Source organism: Microbacterium sp. NPDC008134, assembly GCF_042957055.1.
Taxonomy (GTDB): domain Bacteria; phylum Actinomycetota; class Actinomycetes; order Actinomycetales; family Microbacteriaceae; genus Microbacterium.
Genome location: NZ_JBIBHO010000002.1, coordinates 90,151 through 112,171 on the forward strand (window position 1 = coordinate 90,151; position 22,021 = coordinate 112,171).

Annotated in this window: 26 protein-coding genes; 24 read left to right on the forward strand and 2 right to left on the reverse strand. The window is 69.4% G+C overall.

Annotated elements, in window-relative coordinates:
• Positions 1–32: 32 nt before the first annotated feature.
• The 23 genes from secY (at position 33) to ACFY9N_RS11040 (ending at position 18,956) form a co-directional block, all read left to right on the forward strand.
• Positions 33–1,355 (forward strand): preprotein translocase subunit SecY, encoded by a 1,323-nt coding sequence (gene secY / locus ACFY9N_RS10930; RefSeq protein WP_247625168.1) that lies wholly within the window; start codon positions 33–35, stop codon positions 1,353–1,355.
• Positions 1,352–1,948: an adenylate kinase gene (locus ACFY9N_RS10935; protein WP_391478572.1), complete on the forward strand. Its 597-nt coding sequence runs from the start codon at positions 1,352–1,354 to the stop codon at positions 1,946–1,948. Before secY ends, ACFY9N_RS10935 begins: the two co-directional genes overlap by 4 nt.
• 11 nt (positions 1,949–1,959) lie before the next feature.
• Positions 1,960–2,808, forward strand: coding sequence for a type I methionyl aminopeptidase (gene map, locus ACFY9N_RS10940; protein ID WP_391478573.1), 849 nt, complete (start codon positions 1,960–1,962; stop codon positions 2,806–2,808).
• A gap of 163 nt (positions 2,809–2,971) precedes the next feature.
• Positions 2,972–3,631: a DsbA family protein gene (locus ACFY9N_RS10945; protein ID WP_391478575.1), complete on the forward strand. Its 660-nt coding sequence runs from the start codon at positions 2,972–2,974 to the stop codon at positions 3,629–3,631.
• A gap of 225 nt (positions 3,632–3,856) precedes the next feature.
• Positions 3,857–4,078, forward strand: a complete 222-nt coding sequence (infA, locus tag ACFY9N_RS10950) for a translation initiation factor IF-1 (RefSeq protein WP_017201569.1) — start codon at positions 3,857–3,859, stop codon at positions 4,076–4,078.
• A 64-nt stretch (positions 4,079–4,142) separates the two neighbouring features.
• Complete coding sequence (rpmJ, locus tag ACFY9N_RS10955) at positions 4,143–4,259, forward strand: 50S ribosomal protein L36 (RefSeq protein WP_005050492.1); 117 nt, start codon at positions 4,143–4,145, stop codon at positions 4,257–4,259.
• A 166-nt stretch (positions 4,260–4,425) separates the two neighbouring features.
• Positions 4,426–4,800 carry a 30S ribosomal protein S13 gene (gene rpsM / locus ACFY9N_RS10960; protein WP_050722514.1) on the forward strand — a complete coding sequence of 125 codons (375 nt, stop codon included), beginning with the start codon at positions 4,426–4,428 and terminating at the stop codon, positions 4,798–4,800.
• A gap of 31 nt (positions 4,801–4,831) precedes the next feature.
• Positions 4,832–5,230 carry a 30S ribosomal protein S11 gene (gene rpsK, locus ACFY9N_RS10965; RefSeq protein ID WP_017829189.1) on the forward strand — a complete coding sequence of 133 codons (399 nt, stop codon included), beginning with the start codon at positions 4,832–4,834 and terminating at the stop codon, positions 5,228–5,230.
• A 149-nt stretch (positions 5,231–5,379) separates the two neighbouring features.
• The gene (locus ACFY9N_RS10970; protein WP_391478577.1) at positions 5,380–6,369 is read left to right on the forward strand and encodes a DNA-directed RNA polymerase subunit alpha; all 990 of its coding nucleotides are present in this window, start codon (positions 5,380–5,382) and stop codon (positions 6,367–6,369) included.
• Positions 6,370–6,402: 33 nt separating this feature from the next.
• The gene (rplQ, locus tag ACFY9N_RS10975) at positions 6,403–6,939 is read left to right on the forward strand and encodes a 50S ribosomal protein L17 (protein ID WP_391478579.1); all 537 of its coding nucleotides are present in this window, start codon (positions 6,403–6,405) and stop codon (positions 6,937–6,939) included.
• 82 nt (positions 6,940–7,021) lie between these two features.
• Positions 7,022–7,852: an ion transporter gene (locus ACFY9N_RS10980; RefSeq protein WP_391478581.1), complete on the forward strand. Its 831-nt coding sequence runs from the start codon at positions 7,022–7,024 to the stop codon at positions 7,850–7,852.
• Positions 7,853–7,900: 48 nt separating this feature from the next.
• Entirely contained in the window at positions 7,901–8,704 is an 804-nt protein-coding gene (locus tag ACFY9N_RS10985; RefSeq protein ID WP_391478582.1) for a sulfite exporter TauE/SafE family protein, read from the forward strand.
• 50 nt (positions 8,705–8,754) lie between these two features.
• Positions 8,755–9,201: a MaoC family dehydratase N-terminal domain-containing protein gene (locus tag ACFY9N_RS10990; protein ID WP_391478583.1), complete on the forward strand. Its 447-nt coding sequence runs from the start codon at positions 8,755–8,757 to the stop codon at positions 9,199–9,201.
• Positions 9,201–9,599 (forward strand): MaoC/PaaZ C-terminal domain-containing protein, encoded by a 399-nt coding sequence (locus ACFY9N_RS10995; RefSeq protein WP_391478584.1) that lies wholly within the window; start codon positions 9,201–9,203, stop codon positions 9,597–9,599. Before ACFY9N_RS10990 ends, ACFY9N_RS10995 begins: the two co-directional genes overlap by 1 nt.
• Positions 9,600–9,613: 14 nt before the next feature.
• Positions 9,614–10,744 carry a UDP-N-acetylmuramate dehydrogenase gene (locus tag ACFY9N_RS11000; RefSeq protein WP_391479235.1) on the forward strand — a complete coding sequence of 377 codons (1,131 nt, stop codon included), beginning with the start codon at positions 9,614–9,616 and terminating at the stop codon, positions 10,742–10,744.
• Between the two features lie 6 nt (positions 10,745–10,750).
• Positions 10,751–11,350, forward strand: a complete 600-nt coding sequence (pnuC, locus tag ACFY9N_RS11005) for a nicotinamide riboside transporter PnuC (protein WP_391478585.1) — start codon at positions 10,751–10,753, stop codon at positions 11,348–11,350.
• Positions 11,347–12,495, forward strand: coding sequence for an AAA family ATPase (locus ACFY9N_RS11010; protein ID WP_391478587.1), 1,149 nt, complete (start codon positions 11,347–11,349; stop codon positions 12,493–12,495). The genes pnuC and ACFY9N_RS11010 overlap by 4 nt, the downstream gene beginning before the upstream one ends.
• 9 nt (positions 12,496–12,504) lie before the next feature.
• Positions 12,505–14,076, forward strand: coding sequence for an AAA family ATPase (locus tag ACFY9N_RS11015; protein ID WP_391478588.1), 1,572 nt, complete (start codon positions 12,505–12,507; stop codon positions 14,074–14,076).
• The gene (locus ACFY9N_RS11020) at positions 14,073–14,753 is read left to right on the forward strand and encodes a potassium transporter Kef (protein WP_391478589.1); all 681 of its coding nucleotides are present in this window, start codon (positions 14,073–14,075) and stop codon (positions 14,751–14,753) included. Before ACFY9N_RS11015 ends, ACFY9N_RS11020 begins: the two co-directional genes overlap by 4 nt.
• A complete protein-coding gene (locus tag ACFY9N_RS11025; RefSeq protein WP_391478590.1) occupies positions 14,750–16,600 on the forward strand; it encodes a VWA domain-containing protein in 1,851 nt (616 codons plus the stop codon). Before ACFY9N_RS11020 ends, ACFY9N_RS11025 begins: the two co-directional genes overlap by 4 nt.
• Positions 16,593–17,210, forward strand: coding sequence for a phosphohydrolase (locus tag ACFY9N_RS11030; RefSeq protein WP_391478591.1), 618 nt, complete (start codon positions 16,593–16,595; stop codon positions 17,208–17,210). Before ACFY9N_RS11025 ends, ACFY9N_RS11030 begins: the two co-directional genes overlap by 8 nt.
• On the forward strand, positions 17,203–18,558 hold the full coding sequence (locus ACFY9N_RS11035; RefSeq protein ID WP_391478593.1) for an AMP-binding protein: 1,356 nt from the start codon (positions 17,203–17,205) through the stop codon (positions 18,556–18,558). Before ACFY9N_RS11030 ends, ACFY9N_RS11035 begins: the two co-directional genes overlap by 8 nt.
• A complete protein-coding gene (locus tag ACFY9N_RS11040) occupies positions 18,555–18,956 on the forward strand; it encodes a VOC family protein (protein ID WP_391478594.1) in 402 nt (133 codons plus the stop codon). The genes ACFY9N_RS11035 and ACFY9N_RS11040 overlap by 4 nt, the downstream gene beginning before the upstream one ends.
• Positions 18,957–18,983: 27 nt before the next feature.
• Here ACFY9N_RS11040 and ACFY9N_RS11045 read toward each other — a convergent pair whose 3' ends face one another.
• Together ACFY9N_RS11045 and ald are read right to left on the reverse strand one after the other, a co-directional pair.
• Positions 18,984–20,204: a pyridoxal phosphate-dependent aminotransferase gene (locus tag ACFY9N_RS11045; RefSeq protein WP_391478596.1), complete on the reverse strand. Its 1,221-nt coding sequence runs from the start codon at positions 20,202–20,204 to the stop codon at positions 18,984–18,986.
• Positions 20,205–20,289: 85 nt separating this feature from the next.
• A complete protein-coding gene (gene ald / locus ACFY9N_RS11050; protein WP_391478597.1) occupies positions 20,290–21,375 on the reverse strand; it encodes an alanine dehydrogenase in 1,086 nt (361 codons plus the stop codon).
• Positions 21,376–21,482: 107 nt separating this feature from the next.
• Here ald and ACFY9N_RS11055 point away from each other — a divergent pair, with 107 nt between their 5' ends.
• On the forward strand, positions 21,483–22,001 hold the full coding sequence (locus ACFY9N_RS11055; RefSeq protein WP_391478599.1) for an Lrp/AsnC family transcriptional regulator: 519 nt from the start codon (positions 21,483–21,485) through the stop codon (positions 21,999–22,001).
• The last annotated feature ends 20 nt before the right edge of the window (positions 22,002–22,021 follow it).

Below are 22,021 nucleotides of genomic sequence, written 5' to 3' on the forward strand. Positions count from 1 at the left end.
GGTCGCGGCAACCCCTTTCAGGAGGCACGTTCTTGTTTAGCGCCATCGCGCGGATCTTCCGCACTCCCGACCTGCGTCGGAAGATCGGTTTCACCCTGGCCATCATCGCCATCTACCGGCTCGGCTCCAACGTTCCCGCTCCGTTCGTGAACTTCCCGAACGTCGAGGAGTGCCTCGCGGCCAACAACGGGACCGAGGGTCTCCTCGGACTGGTCAACCTCTTCTCGGGTGGCGCGCTCCTGCAGCTGTCGATCTTCGCGCTGGGCGTCATGCCCTACATCACGGCGACGATCATCACGCAGCTCCTCCGCGTGGTCATCCCGCACTTCGAGGCGCTGCACAAGGAAGGCCAGGCCGGCCAGGCCCGCCTGACCCAGTACACGCGTTACCTCACCATCGCCCTCGCGCTCCTGCAGTCGACGACCCTCGTCACCGTCGCGCGCAGCGGACAGCTCTTCGGCACCACGGATCTCGCGGCCTGCCAGAACCTGCTCACGAACGACGTGTGGTGGGCGCAGCTGCTCATCATCATGGCGATGACCGCCGGTACCGGCCTCATCATGTGGTTCGCCGAGCTCGTCACCGAGCGCGGCGTCGGCAACGGCATGTCGCTCCTCATCTTCACCTCGATCGCCGCGACCTTCCCCGGCGCGATGAGCCTCATCTGGCAGACGAAGGGCTTCGAGGTCTTCCTGCTCGTGCTCCTCGTCGGAATCATCGTCATGGGTCTCGTCGTCTTCGTCGAGCAGTCGCAGCGGCGCATCCCCGTGCAGTACGCCAAGCGCATGGTCGGACGCCGCACCTACGGCGGCACCAACACCTACATCCCGATCAAGGTCAACATGGCCGGTGTCATCCCGGTCATCTTCGCCTCGTCGCTGCTGTACATCCCCGCGCTCATCGCTCAGTTCAACACTCCTCAGGACGGCTCGACGCCGGCCGCGTGGGTCACCTGGATCAGCACGTACTTCACCACGGGCAACCACCCGATCTACATGGCGGCGTACTTCCTGCTCATCATCGGCTTCACCTACTTCTATGTCGCGATCACGTTCAACCCGGTCGAGGTCGCCGACAACATGAAGAAGTACGGCGGCTTCATCCCCGGCATCCGTGCGGGTCGTCCGACCGCCGAGTACCTCGACTACGTCCTCACGCGCATCACGCTGCCCGGCTCGATCTACCTGGGTCTGATCGCCCTGATCCCGCTCATCGCCCTGGCGACGGTCGGCGCCAACCAGAACTTCCCGTTCGGTGGCGCATCGATCCTCATCATCGTCGGTGTCGGTCTCGAGACGGTCAAGCAGATCGACGCTCAGCTGCAGCAGCGTCACTACGAAGGGCTCCTCCGATGACGGCATCCGCACGTCTCCTGATCGTCGGCCCCCAGGGCTCGGGCAAGGGCACGCAGGGCGTGCGCATCGCCGAGACCTTCGGCATCCCGGTCGTGTCGACCGGCGACATCTTCCGCGCCAACATCAAGGGCGGCACCGAGCTCGGTCAGAAGGTCACCGCGATCCTCGACCGCGGCGACCTCGTGCCCGACGAACTCACGGGCGAGATCGTCCGCGACCGTCTGGCGCAGGACGACGCCGCGAACGGCTTCCTCCTCGACGGGTATCCGCGCAACACCGCCCAGGTCGGCCACCTCGAAGAGTTCCTCTCCGGCCGTGGTGAGTCGCTCGACGCCGTGATCCTCCTCGACGTGCCGCGCGACGAGAGCATCTCGCGTCTCAGCCTCCGGGCGATCGAGCAGGGCCGCTCCGACGACACCGAAGAGGCGATCGCGCACCGGCTCGACATCTACGAGCGCGAGACGGCTCCGATCATCGACGTCTACAGCGAGAAGGGCATCGTCGACCGCATCGACGGCGTCGGTTCGCTCGACGAGATCACCGAGCGCATCGTCGCGGCGCTCGACGCCCGCGGTCTGCGCGTCGCCGTCTGAGCGGGTCCGGGATGTTCCGCCGGTCGATCTACAAGTCCCCGGCCCAGCTGCGATCGATGATCGAGCCCGGGCTGATCACGGCGGCGGCGCTCGATGCCGTGCGTCCGCTGATCCGCCCCGGAGTGTCGACGCTCGAGCTCGACGCCGAGGCGAGTCGTGTGATCCTCGCGCGCGGTGCGGAATCGAATTTCCAGCTCGTGCGCGGCTACCATCACACGATCTGCGTCTCGGTGAACGAGCAGGTCGTGCACGGCATCCCCGGCGAGCAGGTTTTGCAGCCCGGTGACATCGTCTCGGTCGACTGCGGTGCGCAGTACCAGGGCTGGAACGGCGACAGCGCGATCACCGTGGTCGTCCCCGACGAGTCGCGTCCCGAGGTGGTCGCGAACCGCGAGGAGCTCTCGCGCGTGACCGAGGGCTCCATGTGGGCCGGCATCGCCGCGATGGCGAGCGCTTCGCATCTCGGCGACCTGGGCGCTGCGATCCAGGGGTACATCGAGGCTCAGGGCCCGTCGGCGGTGTCGGGGGAGACCTACGGCATCCTGCGCGAGTACGTCGGCCACGGCATCGGCCGCAAGATGCACGAGGCGCCGAGCGTCTTCAACTACCGCACGCCCGACCCCGGAGCCGAGGTCAAGCCGGGCCTGGTGCTCGCGATCGAGCCGATGGTCACCGCCGGTGGCGAGGCGACATTCATCGAGGACGACGACTGGACCGTCTCGACCGTCGACGGCTCCGACGGCTCGCACTGGGAGCACAGCGTCGCGGTGCACGACAACGGCATCTGGGTGCTCACCGCCCCCGACGGCGGTGCGGCGGGTCTCGCCCCCTTCGGCGTGACGCCGGTCCCCGTCGCCTGAGAGGCGCCTGGCGCCCGATCGTCTCTCGCCGCAGGGCATCCGTTACGCAAGCGTGAACTGCAGGCAAGGCCCGCCTCACACGAACCCCATAGGCTGATGCAGGAAGATCACAGGGTACTTGCGTCCGCAATAACTGCGGCGAGACCGAGAGAAACGGAAGACAATGGCAGCGGCGAAGAGCAACACCAACTGGTTCGCGATCGGGGTGTCCGCAGCAGTCGTCGTCGTGCTGGTCGTCCTCGGCGGCCTCGTGGTGTTCTTGAACAACCAGGCCACGGCCCCCGGCGTCGCCCCCGAGGGCGGCAATGTCAACCAGGAGACCGGCGCGATCAGCTTCGGTGGCGGCGACGATGAGATCGACGTCTTCGTCGACTTCATGTGCCCCATCTGTGGTGACTTCGAGGACGCCTACGGCGAGCAGCTGCAGTCCGCCGCCGCGAGCGACGACATCACGCTGAACATCCACCCGATCTCGATCCTCGACCGCTACTCGCAGAACACGAAGTACTCGACCCGCGCCGCGGGTGCCGCGTACTGCGTCGCCGAGAACGCACCGGACTCGTTCCTGGACTTCTTCAACTTCATGTTCACCAACCAGCCGCAGGAGAACACCGCGGGTTACACCGACGAGGAGCTCGCGTCCTACGCCGAGCAGGTCGGTGCGGGGGCGGCGGCCGACTGCATCGCGGACGGCACGTACATGAACTTCGTCCGCGACCAGACCAACCAGCACGAGATCCAGGGCACGCCCACCGTCGAGATCAACGGTGAGCGCATCGAGAACGCCGACATCCAGTCGCGCTTCGCACAGATCCTGCCCTGATCGGATCCACACGACGCCGAGGGCGGTCCCGACGCGGGGCCGCCCTCGGCGCGTACGCGGTCATCGATGAACGGATGCCGACGACTCAGGTTGCCGGATGCTCCGGCGTCGTCTAACATAGATCTTTGGTGCCTTGCGCACTGATTCGGCGTGTCCGTCGGCGCAGCACCAGCAAACCAATCACCCACCGCAGATCGACCGGTCTGCAGAAGCGTCAGCGAGGCTATGGCTAAGAAAGACGGTGTCATCGAGATCGAGGGCGTGATCTCCGAGGCTCTTCCCAACGCGATGTTCCGCGTTGAGCTCAGCAACGGACACAAGGTCCTGGCAACGATCTCCGGCAAGATGCGGCAGAACTACATCCGCATCATCCCCGAGGACCGCGTGGTCGTGGAGCTCAGCCCCTACGACCTCACCCGCGGCCGTATCGTCTACCGCTACCGCTGATCGGTCGAGAAGTAACGGCCTGCCCCTCAGCGGGGCGGTACGAAGACAGCGAACAGGAAACATCATGAAGGTCAACCCCAGCGTCAAGCCCATCTGCGATCACTGCAAGGTGATCCGCCGTCACGGCCGCGTCATGGTGATCTGCAAGAGCAACCCGCGCCACAAGCAGCGCCAGGGCTGATCACTCTTCGGATCTGACACACAACTGAATACACGAACGGCAGGATCAGACGCTTCGACAGGCTCAGCAACCCACAGGGGAGCTGTGTCCGCCGGAGCCGACACCTCGGGGCGGAGGCCCGGGCACCGATCCTGTTCCACACCTCCACAACACCCAGGAGAACCGCATGGCACGTCTTGCCGGCGTTGACATCCCGCGCGACAAGCGCGTGGTGATCGCCCTTACCTACATCTACGGCGTCGGCCGTACCCGCTCGGTCGAGATCCTCAAGGCGACCGAGATCGACGAGAGCATCCGCGTGAAGGACCTCAGCGACGACCAGCTCGTCGCCCTCCGCGACTACATCGAAGGCAACTACAAGGTGGAGGGTGACCTGCGCCGCGAGGTCGCCGCAGACATCCGCCGCAAGGTCGAGATCGGCTCCTACGAGGGCATCCGCCACCGTCGTGGCCTCCCGGTCCGTGGTCAGCGCACCAAGACCAACGCCCGTACCCGCAAGGGCCCGAAGCGCACCGTCGCCGGCAAGAAGAAGGCCCGCTAAGCGCGGCCCCAGGGACTAGGAGAACACTTTCATGGCTGCACCCAAGGCCGCCGCGCGCAAGCCGCGCCGCAAGGAGAAGAAGAACATCGCGCTGGGCCAGGCCCACATCAAGTCGACGTTCAACAACACCATCGTCTCGATCACCGACCCGTCCGGCGCTGTCATCGCCTGGGCTTCGTCGGGTGGCGTGGGCTTCAAGGGCTCGCGCAAGTCGACCCCGTACGCCGCCGGTATGGCTGCCGAGTCCGCTGCCCGTCAGGCTGCGGAGCACGGCGTCAAGAAGGTCGACGTCCTCGTGAAGGGTCCGGGCTCCGGCCGCGAGACCGCGATCCGCTCGCTCCAGGCCGCCGGCCTCGAGGTCGGCTCGATCCAGGACGTCACCCCGCAGGCGCACAACGGATGCCGCCCGCCGAAGCGTCGCCGCGTCTGATCCGGCTCGCGAGCCGCTCGCTCCGTCCCGTTCACTGAACGGCCGGGGCCGAGCGGCTCGCCCGCCCGTTCGCGGGCATCGACTTCCACAACTCAAGACCTCACCCACCACATGTCATATAGCGGTCATGTGATCGAAAGGAACACAGAGTGCTCATTGCACAGCGTCCCACACTCACCGAGGAAAAGATCGTCGAGAACCGGAGCCGGTTCGTCATCGAGCCTCTGGAGCCCGGCTTCGGATACACGATCGGCAACGCGCTGCGTCGCAGCCTGCTGTCGTCGATCCCCGGTGCCGCTGTCACCAGCGTCCGTCTCGACGGCGTGCTGCACGAGTTCAGCACGATCCCCGGTGTGAAGGAGGATGTCACCGAGATCATCCTCAACATCAAGCAGCTGGTCGTCTCCTCGGAGCGCGACGAGCCCATCACCGCGTACCTGCGCAAGACCGGTGCGGGCGAAGTGACCGCCGCAGACATCTCGGCTCCGGCCGGTGTCGAGGTGCACAACCCCGAGCTCGTCATCGCGACGCTCAACGACACCGCGAAGTTCGAGCTCGAGCTCACGATCGAGCGTGGCCGCGGCTACGTCTCGGCGACGCAGAACCGCAACGAGTACGCCGAGGCCGGTCAGATCCCGATCGACTCGATCTACTCGCCGGTCCTCAAGGTGAGCTACCGCGTCGACGCGACCCGTGCCGGGGAGCGCACCGACTTCGACAAGCTCGTCCTGGACGTCGAGACGAAGAACTCGATCAGCCCCCGCGACGCCGTCGCTTCGGCTGCCAAGACGCTCACCGAGCTGTTCGGTCTCGCCCGCGAGCTGAACGTCGAGGCCGAGGGCATCGAGATCGGCCCGGCACCGGTGGAGGCTGTGAACTCCAGCGAGCTGTCGATGCCGATCGAGGACCTCGACCTGTCGGTCCGCTCGTACAACTGCCTGAAGCGTGAGGGCATCAACACCGTTTCTGAACTCGTCGCCCTGTCGGAGACGCAGCTCATGAACATCCGCAATTTCGGCCAGAAGTCGGTCGACGAGGTGCGCGACAAGCTCATCTCGCTCGGTCTGTCGCTCAAGGATTCGGTGCCCGGTTTCGACGGCGCCCACTTCTACGGCGGCAGCGAAGACGAGTCCTTCTGATACCCGACCTTTCTGACCAGGAGTTAGACGATTATGCCCAAGCCCACTAAGGGTCCCCGCCTCGGAGGCGGCCCCGCCCACGAGCGCCTGCTGCTTGCCAACCTCGCCGCTGCGCTGTACACCCACAAGTCGATCAAGACGACCGAGACGAAGGCCAAGCGCCTGCGTCCGCTCGCCGAGCGTCTCATCACCTTCGCCAAGCGCGGAGACCTGCACGCACGCCGTCGCGTGCTGTCGGTCATCGGTGACAAGGAAGTCGTGCACACGCTCTTCACCGAGATCGCTCCGCTGGTCGCTGACCGCGAGGGTGGCTACACGCGCATCACCAAGGTCGGCAACCGCAAGGGCGACAACGCTCCCATGGCCGTGATCGAGCTCGTTCTCGAGCCCGTCACCCCGAAGGCGAAGTCGACCAAGAAGGCTGCTGCCGCGCCGAAGGCCGAGAAGCCGGTCGAGGAGGCTCCGGCCGAGGAGACCGCCGAGGTCGTCGAGGAGGCTCCCGCCGCCGAGGAGGCTCCCGCCGCCGAGGAGACCACCGAGGCGCCCGCCGCCGAGGAGAAGTCCGAGTAATCACTCGACTCGAGAGAAGCCCGTCACCGCGAGGTGGCGGGCTTCTTCGTATGTACCGGGTACGGCATGAAAGGATGCCGTCATGCGAACCGAGCCCTGGTACTCCCGCGCGGCGATCGGGCGATTCGTGCTCTCCGCGCGTGTGCAGACCGTCATCATCGTCGTCATCCTCATCAATGCCGCGATCCTCGGGCTCGAGACCTCGACGACCGTCATGCAGTCGTTCGGCGAACTGCTGCACGTGCTCGACAAGATCTGCCTCGGCATCTTCCTGGTGGAGATCGGCCTCAAGCTCTATGCCCAGCGGCTGGCGTTCTTCCGCAGCGCGTGGAACGTCTTCGACTTCCTGGTCGTCGGCGTCGCGCTGATCCCGGGCGCCGACGGCTTCGCGGTGCTGCGTGCGTTGCGCGTGCTACGGGTGCTGCGCTTGATCTCGGTGATCCCCTCGCTCCGCCGCGTCGTCGATGCGCTCGTGCGCGCGGTGCCGGGCATCGCATCGATCGCGGCGCTGCTGGCGATCGTGTTCTACGTCGGGGCGGTGATGTCGACGATGCTGTTCGGGGCGCGCTTCCCCGAGTACTTCGGAGACATGGGGGCCTCCCTCTTCTCGCTGTTCCAGATCATGACCCTCGACTCGTGGAGCGCGATCGCCCGCACCGTGACGGCCGAGATACCGTGGGCTCCCGCGTTCTTCGTGCCCTTCGTGTTGATCAGCGCGCTCACGGTGCTCAACCTCTTCATCGCCGTGATCGTCGATGCCATGCAGGGGCTCGACGAGGATCGGACCTCGAAGGGCGGCCCGGGTCCAGGTGGCCCGGACACCGAGGTGCTCGCCGAGCTGCGGGAATTGCGTGCGCAGGTGGAGCGGATGACCCATGTCATCGAGTCGGGGTCGCGGTCGGCGCGGGAGTAGGCTGTCGGACGGTGCGGCCGCAGCGTGGGCCGCGTGAGAAGGAGCGACGTGAACGACGCGGTGACCAAGCCATTCCGTGGACCGCGGGCCTACACGACGTTCATCGGGATCGGCCTGCTCGCCGGTCTTCTCTCCGGACTCTTCGGCGTGGGCGGCGGCACGGTCATCGTCCCGCTGCTGGTGCTCTTCCTGCACTTCGATCAGCGTCTCGCGGCCGGCACGTCGCTCGCCGCGATCGTCCCGACCGCGAGCGTCGGCGTCATCTCCTACGCCGCCTCGGGATCCGTCGCCTGGATCCCGGCGCTGATCCTCGCCGCGGGAGCCGTCGTCGGCGCCCAGATCGGCACCCGTCTGCTGCCGCGCATCTCCCAGACCGCCCTGCGGTGGGGATTCGTCGGCTTCCTCGTCGTCGTGATCGTGAGCCTCTTCCTCGTGATCCCCTCGCGGGATGCTCCGTTCGACCTCACCTGGATCTCGGGCATTGCTCTCGTCGCCGTCGGCGTCGGCACGGGAATCCTCGCCGGGCTCATCGGCGTCGGCGGGGGTGTGATCGTCGTCCCGGTGCTCATGCTGGCCTTCGGCACCAGCGACCTCGTCGCCAAGGGCACATCGCTGCTGATGATGATCCCCACCGCTGTCTCCGGCACGGTCGGCAACCTCCGCAACCGCAACGTCGATCTTCTCGCCGCCGCTCTGATCGGCATCGCCGCGTGCACGACGACCGCGCTCGGCGCATGGCTCGCGACGCTGATCGATCCCGGCACGGGAAACATCCTCTTCGCGGCGTACCTCCTCGTGATCGGCGTGCAGATGGCTCTCAAGGCGATCCGCGGCCGCAGGAAGAAGGACTGAGGGTCCGGACGAGCGGGGCGGCTGTCGGCGACCCTCGATAGGATCGAGGGGTGCCAGTGAACCAAGAACTGGTCGGCCGGGAGTTCCCGCCGACGCCCCCGTACCTCGTCGGTCGTGAGAAGGTGCGCGAGTTCGCCCGCGCCGTCTTCGCCGACGCCCCGCAGCACACCGACGTCGAGGCGGCCCGCGCGGCCGGCTTCGCCGACGTGGTCGCTCCGCCGACGTTCGCGATGGTCATCCAGGACCTCACGCTCCAGCAGCTGCTGAGCGCGGAGGACTCGGGCATCGTGCTGGCGCGCACGATCCACGCCGAGCAGCGCTTCACCTCCTCGCGGCCGATCGTCGCGGGCGACGAGCTCACCGCTCAGCTGCGCGTCACCGGCATCCGCATGATGGCCGGCAACGCGATGATCACGAGCGAGGCCGAGATCACGGATGCCGCCGGCGCCCATGTCGTGACCGCGACCAGTGTGCTGCTGGTCGGAGAGGGGGAGTGATGGCGTACTCGATCGGAGACGTGATCGCCGAACGCACCGTGCACCTGACGCGCGAGTCGCTCGTGCGCTACGCCGGAGCCTCCGGCGACTTCAACCCCATCCACTACCGCGACGACGTCGCGGCATCCGTGGGTCTGCCCGGCGTGCTCGCGCACGGCATGCTGACGATGGGCATCGCCTCGTCGGTGGTCGTCGCCGCCCTCGACCCGCAGACCCGCATCCTCGACTACGGCGTGCGCTTCACGAAGCCTGTCGTCGTCGACCCCGAGCACGGCGCCGACGTGCACGTGCTGGCCACGATCGGCGCCGTCGACGAGACGGCGGCGCGCGTCGACCTCAAGGTCACGTTCGGCGAGGCCACCGTGCTCGTCAAGGCGCAGCTGCGCATCGCCGTCTGATGGGCGACGCCGAGGTGCACGAGATCACGCCGATCCCGCTGTCCGCGCTCACCACCATCGCGACCGGTGGCGCTCCCGAACGCATGCTCGACGCCACGACCACCGAGGGGCTCGTCAGCGCGCTCCGCGGGACGTGGGCGCGCGGCGACGAGTGGTTCGCGCTCGGCGGAGGGTCGAACCTCTTCGTCGGCGACGAGCAGTTCGAGGGCACGGTCATCCGTGTGCTCACACGCGGGATCGATGAGTTGCCCTCCCCGCACGAGGGGCGCATCCGTTTGCGCGCGCAGGCGGGGCACGGCTGGGACGAGCTCGTCGCGTACGCGGTCGAGCGCGGCTATGCCGGACTCGAGGCGATGAGCGGCATCCCCGGCACGGTCGGCGCAGCCCCCGTGCAGAACATCGGCGCCTACGGCCAGGAGATCCAGGAGACGCTGGTCGAGGTCGAGCTCATCGACCAGGCCACCGGCGAGATCTCGACGGTGCCGGCTTCGGAGCTGGGCCTCGGGTTCCGCACCTCGGTGCTCAAGCACCACTACGGCAGCGAGCCCGAACGCCGCGCGGTGATCCTGTCGATCACGGTCGACCTGCTGGTCGCGCGGGAGCGCATCGTGCGCGGCGAACAGCTGCGTCGCGCGCTCACCCTCGGCGACGACGCCCCGGTGCTGCTGACGTGGGTGCGCGAGCGCATCCTCGCCACGCGCGCATCGAAGGGCATGCTGTGGGATCAGGTCGATCCCGACACGCACGGCGTGGGGTCGTTCTTCCAGAACGCGATCGTCACCGAGACGGTCGCCCGGGCACTCCCGCCGGAGTGCCCGCGCTGGCCGGTCTCGCCCGACCTCGACACCGTCACGGTCATCCCGCTGTCGTCGTACGGTGGCCTGATCCCGGCGCCGGCGCGCGAAGCGGCCGACGTCAAGGTCAGTGCCGCGTGGCTCATCGAGCAGGCCGGCATCCGCAAGGGGTTCAAGCTGCCGCGTTCGCGCGCCTCGGTCTCGACCAAGCACGCGCTCGCGCTCACGAACCGGGGCGGTGCGACCGCCGCCGAGGTGGCGGAACTCGCGCGCTTCATCCAGAGCCGGGTGCACAGCGAGTTCGGGCTCGTCCTGCAGCCCGAACCCGTGCTCGTCGGCGTCGACCTCTAGGCCGTCGTGCTCGACTGGTTGGCCGCCGAGTGGCCGCAGGTGCTCGGTTTCGTGACCGGAGCCGCCTGCGTGCTCCTGGCCGGGCTCCGCAACGTCTGGACCTATCCGATCGGCATCGCCAACAACGTGGTGCTGTTCGTCGTCTTCCTCGGCGCGGGCGTCTACGCCGCAGCCGGTCTCCAGGTCGTCTACCTCGTGATGGGCGTGCACGGCTGGTGGCGGTGGACGCGCGGTGTCGAACAGAGCCGCACCTACATCGCGAGCACGCCGCGCCGGGCCGTCCCGTGGCTGGTGCTCGCGGGGATCGCCGGCGCCGCCGTGCTGGTCTGGGCGCTGACGTCGTTCACCGACTCCGAGGTCGCGATCGCGGATGCGCTGACCACCTCTGCGAGCCTCGTCGCGCAGTACATGCTCAACCGCAAGTGGATCCAGAACTGGTTCGTGTGGATCGGCGTCGACGTCGTGATCATCGGTATCTCGATCGTCACCGGACTCTGGGTCATCGCGGCCCTGTACCTGCTGTTCATCGGCCTGTGCGTGTTCGGCTTCGCGTCGTGGCGTCGGGTGGCGGCCGGGGAGCGCACACGGGCCGAGGCACCCGCGTGACCGAGACGCCATCGCGCATCCAGGCCCAGCGCCGCGAAGGTCACGGGCTCGTGATCGGCAAGTTCTATCCGTTCCACAGCGGGCACTCGCACCTCATCCGCGAGGCCCAGCGCCGCAGCGCACGCGTGACCGTCCAGGTGCTCGGAGCCTCCGTCGAATCAATCCCGCTCGAGACGCGCGCCGACTGGATCCGCGAATCGCACCCCGGTGCGCGGGTCGTGGCGGCGATGGACGACGCCCCGGTGGATTTCGGATCGGATGCCGCGTGGCGCGAGCATCTCGCCGTGATCGAGTCGCTGCTCGATGAGCCCGTCGACACCGTCTTCTCGTGCGATGCCTATGGCGGCGAGCTCGCACAGCGCCTCGGCGCGCGCTGGGTGCAGGTCGACGAGGGGCGACGGACAAACCCGGTGTCGGGCACGGCGATCCGCGCCGACCCCGCGGCGCTCTGGCACGAGCTCGCGCCGGCCGTGCGGGCGTCGCTCACTCCGCGGGTCGTGGTGCTCGGCGCCGAGTCGACCGGATCGACGACGCTCGCAGGCGCTCTGGCCGCGCACCTCGGCACGCTGTGGGTGCCGGAGTACGGGCGGGAGCACTCCGAGGTGCGCGAGGGCGGGCTCGAAGCGCCCTGGCGCAGCGACGAGTTCGACCTCATCGTCGACCGCCAGATCGCTCTCGAGGAGCGCGCGCTCCGCCGCGTGCCCCGTCCCGTGCTGGTGTGCGACACCGATGTGCTCGCGACCGCGCTCTGGCACGAGAGGTACGTCGGCACGGTCGCGGAACGCCTGCATCGCACCGCCGACCGCCACCGGCCGCTCCTCTACGTGCTCACCGGTGACGAGATCCCGTTCGAGCAGGACGGCATGCGTGACGGCGAGCACATCCGCCACGACATGCAACAGCGTTTCCGGGACGTCCTCGCCGCGCAGCCCGTGCCCTGGCTCGAGGTGCGCGGCGACGTTCCGGCGCGCGTGGCGGCCGCGGCATCCGCTCTCGAACCGCTGATGGCTGCGCACCTGAGCTTCGCGATCCCGCTGGAGGCGCGGCCGATGCGCGAGCAGCGTGCCCTGCAGCGCGCGGCCGCCCAGAATGCGGTCCTGGATGCCGGGGAGACCGCACGGGAGCGCCTGAGCCGCCGCCCGTAGGATGATCGCATGTCCGATCGCTGGAGCCGCGTGTCCGCATCGCCCACGAACCCGGGTGCCGATCACGGCGTCGGGCAGATGACCGCCGAGGATCTCTTCCGCGCGGCACCGGCCGAGGCGGCGGTGCCCCTCGACGAGAAGCTGCGTCAGGCGTACTACTGGATGGTCAATCGGGCCGTCATCTCGCCGTATTACGACATCGAGTTCTCGCACGGCGATCCGCTCTCGATCGCGCTCGGCGACGCCGACGCCCGGGTGTCGCTGCCGACCCAGGCATCCTTCTCGTCGAACGTGCTGCTGCCGCTGCTCACCTTCGCGGTCGGCGGCAAATGCCTGCTGATCGGTGGGCCGGGACGCGGCAAGACGACCGTCGCCGTGCTCATGGGCGTGCTCGCCGGCACCGGTGCCGAGGACGTTCGCCGGGCCGTGCAGCAGGGGCAGCCGCAGCTCACCGTGAGCGACCTCGTGGGCATCCCGCTTCCGCGCGACCTCGTCGAGGCCGAGAAGCTCAGCGACATCCGCATCGCCTGGCGGGACTGGCTCGGGCTCCCGGTGAAGATCATCGACGAGTACAACCGCATCCCCACCAAGACGCAGTCGGCATTGCTGACGATGGTCGCCGAGGGGTACGTCGAGAGTCACGATCAGATGCGGCGCACCGCGCCGGACGGCGGCGTCGAGAGCTGGTTCTTCACCGCGAACGACGACGCCGGCGGCGGCACGTTCCCGGTGATCCAGGCGCTGCGCGACCGCATGGACGTCACTGTGCAGGCCGCGGGCTTCAACAGCCGCTTCCTCGACGAGCTCATCACGCGGGTCGAGGCGGGGGAGAAGCCCGAGGAGCACGTGCCGTCGGAGCTGCGTTTCGATGCGGTCGAGCAGGAGCGGATGCGCACGCTGATCCGCGCCGTGCCGATTCCCGAGGGGGTGCGCCACCGCCTGCGGTTCTTCCTCAGCCACTTCGAGTTCGTGCAGCACGGTGGACGCCGCTTCGAGTACCGCACGAAGGACGTCGTGACCACGGCGGGCGGCAGCGTCGGCGAGGTCATCGAGGCGAACAGCGGAGCCGACCTCGAGGTCGACCTCGGGGCCCAGACGCGCAACGGGCTCTCGGTCCGTGCGCTGCAGACCCTCATCCTCTACGCGAAGGCGATGGCCTGGTTCCGGGGAGCGGATGCCGTCGAGCTCGCCGACATCGCCGCGATCCTGCCCTTCGTGCTGCGCGGCAAACTGCTGCCCAATGACACGCACCCGCGCTTCGATGTGGGCGCCGAGCGGGAGCTCGCGACCGATACGGTCAGCTGGCTGAACGACCTCTTCGTGCAGTCCTGTCGCCAGTACGACATGCTCGGTCGCGACGCCGACGACCCGGTCGCCGCCCTCCTCGCCGAACTCGACAGCGGACTCGACGGCGTCTCGGCCCTCGACGTCTCGCGCCGGGTCACCGCGATCGAGGCGCAGCTGCGCCGGATCGCCGGCGTCGGCAAACTCTACGGGCGGGACTTCGACGACGTGATCGCGCTCAAGTACCTGCACCAGCGCTACACCGCCTTCGCCCGCTGGCAGGAGACCCGCGGGTGATCCGCCGCCCCCTGCAGCTCGCGAACGCGCGGGACGGGTTCCCGCCGGCTTCGCCGCCCGACCTGATGGCCGCCGGGCTCGACGTCGCCGCGGCGATCGAGGGCGTGCGTCGTGAGCATGGCGAGGTGGGGCTGTTCGTGCGCGCGCTCGCCGCGGGGCTCGCGGAAGACACGGATGCCGCGGCCGATCGTGAGCGCGCCCTCGACCTCGTCGCGATCGCCGCCTGGCGGTCCGGCGCCCTGGCACTTCGCGCCGATGCCCTGACCCGACTCGAGCGGATCGAGGCCGCGGTCGAGCGGCGGGCCGCCGCGAAGACCCTCGGGATCGGCGTCGATTTTCTCGAGGCGTTCCTGCGACGGCAGCGGACCGACCGGTTCTGGTGGCCGGGGCGCGCCGACGAGCGCGGCTACGTGCTCGCGACCGGAGGGTTCCGCGGCGTCGGCGGTGCGTGGATCCGGCCTCCGGACCGGGTCGTCCGGCTCGCGGATGCCGGGGCGTTCGCGTTCCTCGTCGCGGGAGAGTGGTGGCGACTCGACGCCGATGTCTGGGGCGCCCGGCTCACGGCATCCGTCGAGCCCGAGGCGGTTGCAGCCGAAGACGGGGCCTCCGACGGCGTGAGCATCGTCATCGGTCCCGACACCCACCTCGCCTGGGTCCACGTGCGAGACGCCGCGTGAGAACCGGTACCGCGCCGCGCGTCCCGATGGACGACACCGTGCGCGCGGCCTGGGAGCGCGCGCTCGCCCTGTGGGGCGTGCGGTTGAACGACCCCGAGGTGCTGCCGGGCGCGCACGCGACGGCCGGAGCGCCCGCCTGGTTCACCTTCCCGCCCTCGATCTCGATCGATCCCGACTACCTGTCGGAGCGGGGGCTCGCGGACGAACTCTGGAGCATGCTCGCCCACGAGATCGGGCACCACGTGCTCGCCCCGAGCACCCGGATCGACGGTCTCAAGGTACGGCATCAGATGGCGCGGGCCCTCGCGGCGGTGTCGCCGCGCCCGCCCGCGGCATCCGACATCGGGCTGCTCGCCAATCTCTGGAACGACCTGCTCGTCAACACGCGGCTCGCACAGTTGCAGCGCGCCGAGGGGGATGCCGTGGGCGAGGCGGGGATCATCCGTCTCGGCCGCGTGCTGTACCCGGCACCCGCCGGGAGCGCCGACCGCCTGTGGTGGGTGTACTGCCGGGCCTACGAGATCCTGTGGCGGCTGCCGGCCGGAACGCTGTGCGCGGTCGATGCTCCGCCCGCGCCGCCGCCCGCGATCGCGCACGAAGAACTGCCGCCGCTCGACACGATCGCCGAGAAGCACCGCGAGAAGGAGCGCATCCTGCGCGAGCGCAAAGCCGAGAGTGCGCGCATCGCCGCGGAGCTCGCCGGCGCGCGCACGACGAATCCCGTGGTCGACGCCGCTCTGGTCGCCGACAGCGTGCGCACCTTCGGTGCCGACCCGGTGTCGGGCGCCGTGCGCTTCGGCGTGATCGCCGCGCCGTACATCGCCGAACGGCAGGATGCCGCGAGCGAGCCATCGGTCGGCGGCGGGGTCGGATGCGCGGCCGACGACACCGGGCCGACCCCCGACGAGCTCGGGCGCATCCTCGCCGATCAGCGCCTGCGAGGTGATCTGCCGGTTCATCCCGGTGCGCCGGATGGGGACGCCGACGCGGAAGAGGAGGAGAGCGCGCAGCAACCCGGCCAACGCCTCGATGTCGCCCGAACGCTGGGTCTGTACTCCGATCTCGCCCCCGCGGAGGTTCTCGCCGCCTGGTACCGCACCGAGGCGTCGCGCTGGGTGCGCCCCTACACGCGACGCGCGCCCGTGCAGCCCACGGGTGGCCTCCCCGGGCCGCTCGAACTCTGGGAGACCGGCGATGCGCTCGGCGACATCGACTGGGCCGCCACCCTGCGCGGCGGGCCCGTCATCCCCGGGGTGACGACCCGGCGCCGCACCGAGCTCGACGACGAACCGGTCGTGCGCGAGACCAGCCTCGAGATCGATCTGTACATCGACTCCTCCGGGTCGATGCGGCATCCGCGTCGGGGATCGCCCGCCGTGCTGGCGGGCACGATCCTCGCCCTCTCGGTGCTCCGTGGCGGTGGGCGCGTGCGGGTGACCAGCTTCTCGGCCGCCGGCCAGGTCGCCGGGATGGAACGCGCCACCCGCGACCCCGTCGAGATCGTCGGCGCGCTGTGCGTGTTCTTCGGTGGCGGTACGTCGTTCCCCCTCGACCTGTACGGCTCCCGCTACGCCGGTCTGCCGCGGGCGACCGGCGAGGTGCAGCGCCACGTCGTGGTGCTCTCCGACGACGGACTCGTGTCGATGTTCGGCGTCGGGAACGAGCCGTTCGGAGGGGTGGCCCGAGCGGTGAGGGAGAAGCTCACCACGGGTACGCTCGTGCTCATGGATCGTCTGCACCGCGTCTCCGACCTCGCCCAGCGCGACGGCTACGACGTGGTGTACCTGTCGAGCATGGACGATGCCCCGGCGGCATGCGCCGCCCTCGCGGAGCGGTTGCATGGCTGAGCACATCTCGACGGAAGACCTGCTCGCGGCCTGGACCGAGCGGTCGGGCGGGGAGCAGGAGGCGTGGGCGCGCGTGCGCCCGGGCCCCGCGCTCGACGCCATCGCGGCCCGGCTCTCGGCCGTGCCGCAGATGTTCCTCGACGACCGCGTCTCCGTGCGCGCGCTCGCGGGGGACGTGCTCGGGACGGCGCCCGCCTGCGTGTCCTTCGCGGCCGACGAGTGCGTGCGGAGGGGTGCCGCGATCGCCCTCTGGATCGTCGCGAGCGAGGACCTGATCGAGCCGTTCTCCCACCCCGTGGGTGGGGGTGCCGCGGCGCTCGCGGTCGATGCGCTCGCTCTGCGGCTCGCGCCGGTCGCCGACCCCCTGGACTGGATCTCCGACGACGAGCGGCGCGTCGAGGCGGCGCGCACCTTCCTGCTCTGGCGCGGGTACCTCCCGCAGAGCGAGGACGCGCAGACCGCCGTTTCGCTCCTCGCCGCCGTCGACTCGCTCGCCCGCGACAAGGCGCTCGCGGATGCCTACGAGGGGTACCGGCACCGCGCCGAGATCGCCCGCAAGCTGCAGGAGGCGCGTCGCAAGGAGGCGGCGGCGCGGTACTCCAGTGAGTGACGTCGTAGATCCGCTCGCGCTCGCCGAGTACGCGCCGGGAGCGGCGGCGGTGCTCACGGATGCCGAGCGCTGGCCGACCCTCGACGACGCGGGGGCCGCGCGCCTCGCCCGGTGGCGACGGCATCCGGACGCCCCGCAGTGGACACACGCGACCGGCGACCGGCTCACCGCCGCACAGGTCGAGCGGGTGCGGCATCCGCTGTCGACCGACGGCTGGCTCGACGAGCATCTGGCCGCCGTCCGCGGCACCCTCCGGCATCGGGCGATGCCCGCGGATGCCGCGCTCGCCGACTACCCGACCACGCGCCGCAGTGACCTCGTCGCCGACCTCGGCGCGCACGTGCCGCTCGACGCCGACCTGAGCCGGATGCTGCACGGCACAAGCTCGGGCTCGACCGGTGCCGCACTCCTGATCCCCGACGACGTCGAGGAGGTGGCGCGAGGATTCCATCTGCTGCGTGCCCTGGCCGCCGACGCGGGCGTGACCGTGGGGGAGGGCGGCGAACGTATGGCGGTCGCGAACCTCGTCTTCCAGCGCCAGGCGTTCACCTACGTCTCGGTGATCAGCAGCTTCGGGCAGTGCGCGATGGCGCGGCTCAACCTGCACGTCTCCGCCTGGCCGGGTGCCGACGCCCGGCGTCGGTTCCTCGCCGACGCCGACCCGCAGATCCTCAGCGGGCACCCGACCAGCCTCGCCGAGCTCGTCGATGCGGGTCTCGACGGGGTCCTGCATCCGTCGGTGATCTTCTCGGGGGCGATGGCGCTGTCGTCACCCCTTCGTGCGCGATTGGAGCGTGCGTTCGCGTGCCCCGTGATCGATGTCTACGGGCTGCACGAGACGCGGCCGATCGCGGCGCGCGCCGACGACGGTCCGTTCCGGGTGCTCGGTCGGCGAGTGCTCGTCGAGGTGCTCGATCCGCGGCGCGACGTCGCCGTACCCGACGGCGAGATCGGGGAGATCACGGTGACCGCGGGGGAGAACCCGTTGCTGCCCCTGGTGCGTTACCGCACCGGCGACGTCGGGCGGCTCGTGCGGCTACCCGACGGTGCGGTCGGGATCGCTGACCTCGAGGGACGCGAGAACACCCGCTTCCTCGCCGGCGACGGGTCGCTTGTCGCGAGCGTCGACCTCACCCAGCACCTGCAGGCGCACGGCGCCGAGGGGTGGTCGGTCGTGCAGGGCGACGACCGGGTCGTGCGAGCGACGATCGCCGGCGGCGATTCGGAGGCCATCGAGGCGGCGCTCGCCGCGCTGCTGGGGGTGCCGATCGAGATCACCGCCGTGGCGCGGGTGATCGACCTCGGCGAGGGCAAGCCTCGCCGCTACCGCAGTACACTCGCGGAATGAGCGGACTGATCCCCTACCTCCTCTTCCCCGGCAATGCCGCGGAGGCGTTCGCTCACTACCAGGGCATCTTCGGCGGTGAGCTGCAGCTCTTCGACTACGCCGAGCTCGGTCGCCACGACGGTCCGGCCGACGCGATCGGGCACGGCATGCTGCGCGGCGTCGTCGAGCTCGCGGGAGCGGATGCCGGGGCCGACGACGATGCGGTGCAGATCGGCGGGATGTTCTTCTCGCTGCTGGGTACTGCGGATGCCGAGACCCTCACCCGATGGTTCGAGTCCCTGGCGGCCGACGGTCGGGTGCTGTCTCCGCTGACCACGCGGCCCTGGGGCGACGTCGACGGGTCGCTCGTGGATCGCTACGGCATCCGTTGGCTGATCGGGCACCACCCGGAGGAGTGAGGCTCCTCCGGGTGACACCGTGATGCGTCAGGAGGCGAACAGGCGCTGCAGGCGCTGGATGCCTTCGAGCAGTGCGTCGTCGCCGAGCGCGTACGACAGGCGCAGGTAGCCGCTCGGGCCGAAGGCCTCGCCCGGGACGACAGCGACCTCGGCCTGCTCGAGGATGAGGTCGGCCAGCTCGAGCGAGGTGGTCGGCGTGACGCCGCCCCAGGTGCGGCCGAGGAGGCCCTGCACATCGGGGTAGACGTAGAAGGCGCCGAGCGGGTTCGGCACGACGATGCCGTCGATCTTCGACAGCTCCGAGACGATGAGCTTGCGGCGGCGGTCGAAGGCCTCGCGCATCTGCTCGGCCTCGGTCTGCGGTCCGTTGAGCGCGGCGATCGCAGCCTTCTGGGCGACGTTGTTCACGTTGCTCGAGAGGTGCGACTGCAGGTTGCCGGCGATCTTGATCGCGTCCTGCGGGCCGACCATCCAGCCCACGCGCCAGCCGGTCATCGCGTAGGTCTTCGCGACGCCGTTGACGAGGATCGTCTGGCCGGCGACCTCGGGGACCGCCTCGACGATCGACGTGGCCTTCACCGCGGTTCCTGATCCCGTCGCAGGGTAGGTGAGGTTCTGGTAGATCTCGTCGCTGATGACCCAGATGCCGTGCTCGAGCGCCCACTCGCCGATGGCCTTCGTCTCCTCGGCCGTGTACACCGACCCGGTCGGGTTGGAGGGCGAGACGAACACGAGCGCGGTCGTCTTCGCGGTGCGGGCGGCCTCGAGCTGCGCGACCGTGACCTTGTAGTCCTGGTCGGCACCCGCGAACACCTCGACGGGCGTGCCGTCGGCGAGACGGATCGCCTCGGGGTACGTGGTCCAGTACGGCGCGGGCAGCAGCACTTCGTCGCCGGGGTTCACCACGGCCTGGAACGCCTGGTACACCGACTGCTTACCGCCGTTGGTCACGATGACCTGGCTCGGCGAGACCTCGAGACCCGAGTCACGCAGCGTCTTGGCGGCGATCGCCTCGCGCAGCGCCGGGAGACCGGCGGCGGGGGTGTAGCGGTAGCTCGCGGGGTCGGCCAGGGCCTCGGCCGCGGCATCCACGATGAACTGCGGCGTCGCGAAATCGGGCTCGCCGGCGGCGTACGAGATGACGGGCTTGCCCTCCGCCTTCAGCGCCTTGGCCTTCGCATCGACCTTGAGGGTCGCGGACTCGGCGATCGCGGACAGTTTGCGGGAGAGAGGAGCGCGTTCGGTCACGATTACGAGCGTACTCGGGGGCGCGGGAGTTGTGCGGGCCGGGACGTCATGAAGATCCCGGGTTCTTAAGGCGTGCGCGACCCGCTCAGAGGCCGTGGGCGCGGGCGACGGCGTCGAGGGTGATGCGCCCACCCTGCACGTTCAGGCCCTTCGCGAGCGATGCGTCGTCGGCGGATGCCTGCGCCCACCCCTTCCCGGCGATCGCCGAGACGTAGGGGAGCGTCGCGTTCGTGAGCGCGCGGGTCGCGGTCTCGGGCACGGCGCCGGGCATGTTGGCGACGCAGTAGTAGATCGAGTCGTGAACCGCGAACGTGGGGTCGTCGTGCGTCGTCGGGCGCGAGCCTTCGAAGCATCCGCCCTGGTCGATCGCGATGTCGACGAGCACCGAGCCCGCCTTCATGCCGGCGACCATGTCGTCGGTGACGAGCTTCGGAGCGGCCGCGCCGGGGATGAGTACCGAGCCGATCACGAGGTCGGCGGTCGCGAGCTCCTCGGCGATGTCGTAGCGACTCGACGCGCGGGTCTGCAGGGCGCCGCCGTAGCGGTGCTCGAGGTCGCGCAGACGGGGGAGCGAGATGTCGACCACCGTCACCTGCGAACCCAGGCCGAGCGCGTTCGCGGCGGCGTGCTCGCCCGCGACCCCGCCGCCGATCACGACCGTCTTGGCGCGCGGCGTGCCGGCGATGCCGCCGAGCAGGAGTCCACGACCGCCGTTCGAGCGCAGCAACGAGTACGAGCCCATCGTCACCGACAGACGACCCGCGATCTCGCTCATCGGCACCAGCAGCGGCAGGCTGCGGTCGGGCAGTTGCACGGTCTCGTAGGCGACGGCCGTGGTGCCCGCGGCGATGAGCGCGTCGGTGAGCGGGCGGTCTGCGGCGAGGTGCAGGTACGTGAAGAGGGTGAGGTCGGAGCGTAAGAAGCCGTACTCCTGCGCGATCGGCTCCTTGACCTTGAGGAGCAGGTCGGCCGTGCCCCAGGCCTCGGCGGCGGTCTCGACGATCTCGGCGCCGACGGCACGGTACGCCTCGTCGTCGATGCGCGAGCCGAGCCCGGCGCCCGCCTGCACGAGCACCCGGTGCCCCTCGTGCACGAGGCGATCCGCGCCGGCGGGGGTGAGGGCGACGCGGTTCTCGTTGTTCTTGACCTCGGTGGGCACGCCGATCTTCATCGATACTCCAGTGCTCGGGGCGGATGGTTGCAGAACAGGATCGCAGAAACATCGGCAGGGCAACAGATTCAACGAAGATCATTCGCGAATCGTCCGATTCCTGAATAATGATTCGCATGGAGACGTCTTCGACCCCGGATCAGCCGAACACCCTTCGGGCCCCGGCGCTCGATCCGCTCGACCAGCGCATCGTCGGGCTGCTCGCCGAGGACGGCCGCATGACCAACGCCGAGCTCGCCGCCACGCTCGGCGTCGCCCCGTCGACCGCGCACGCGCGCCTGCGATCACTGATCGAGCGCGGCGTGATCACCGGATTCCACGCGAGCGTCGACGAACGGATGCTGGGCGCGGGGCTTCAGGCCATCATCGGTGTGAGCCTGCGCCCGAGCGCACGCCGCGAGAGCATCGTCGAATTCGCCGACCGGGTGCGGGCGCTGCCGCAGGTGATCCAGGTGTTCTTCCTCGGCGGAGACGACGATTTCCTGCTGCACATCGCCGTGGCGGACTCCTCGGAGATGCGCGAGTTCGTGCTCGAGCATCTCTCGGCCCAGAGCAGCGTCGCCTCGACGCGCACGAGCATCGTGTTCGACTACCACCGCAACTCGGTGGCCGCGTCGTTCACCTGAGCCGCGGCACGGGAACTCGC

Excerpts from the sequence above, each read along its gene's own strand:
- ACFY9N_RS10935 (WP_391478572.1), top strand. The coding sequence starts at position 1,352 with ATGACGGCATCCGCACGTCTCCTGATCGTCGGCCCCCAGGGCTCGGGC.
- map (WP_391478573.1), top strand. The coding sequence starts at position 1,960 with ATGTTCCGCCGGTCGATCTACAAGTCCCCGGCCCAGCTGCGATCGATG.
- ACFY9N_RS10945 (WP_391478575.1), top strand. The coding sequence starts at position 2,972 with ATGGCAGCGGCGAAGAGCAACACCAACTGGTTCGCGATCGGGGTGTCC.
- infA (WP_017201569.1), top strand. The coding sequence starts at position 3,857 with ATGGCTAAGAAAGACGGTGTCATCGAGATCGAGGGCGTGATCTCCGAG.
- rpmJ (WP_005050492.1), top strand. The coding sequence starts at position 4,143 with ATGAAGGTCAACCCCAGCGTCAAGCCCATCTGCGATCACTGCAAGGTG.
- rpsM (WP_050722514.1), top strand. The coding sequence starts at position 4,426 with ATGGCACGTCTTGCCGGCGTTGACATCCCGCGCGACAAGCGCGTGGTG.
- rpsK (WP_017829189.1), top strand. The coding sequence starts at position 4,832 with ATGGCTGCACCCAAGGCCGCCGCGCGCAAGCCGCGCCGCAAGGAGAAG.
- rplQ (WP_391478579.1), top strand. The coding sequence starts at position 6,403 with ATGCCCAAGCCCACTAAGGGTCCCCGCCTCGGAGGCGGCCCCGCCCAC.
- ACFY9N_RS10980 (WP_391478581.1), top strand. The coding sequence starts at position 7,022 with ATGCGAACCGAGCCCTGGTACTCCCGCGCGGCGATCGGGCGATTCGTG.
- ACFY9N_RS10995 (WP_391478584.1), top strand. The coding sequence starts at position 9,201 with ATGGCGTACTCGATCGGAGACGTGATCGCCGAACGCACCGTGCACCTG.
- ACFY9N_RS11015 (WP_391478588.1), top strand. The coding sequence starts at position 12,505 with ATGTCCGATCGCTGGAGCCGCGTGTCCGCATCGCCCACGAACCCGGGT.
- ACFY9N_RS11030 (WP_391478591.1), top strand. The coding sequence starts at position 16,593 with ATGGCTGAGCACATCTCGACGGAAGACCTGCTCGCGGCCTGGACCGAG.
- ACFY9N_RS11040 (WP_391478594.1), top strand. The coding sequence starts at position 18,555 with ATGAGCGGACTGATCCCCTACCTCCTCTTCCCCGGCAATGCCGCGGAG.
- ald (WP_391478597.1), bottom strand. The coding sequence starts at position 21,375 with ATGAAGATCGGCGTGCCCACCGAGGTCAAGAACAACGAGAACCGCGTC.
- ACFY9N_RS11055 (WP_391478599.1), top strand. The coding sequence starts at position 21,483 with ATGATTCGCATGGAGACGTCTTCGACCCCGGATCAGCCGAACACCCTT.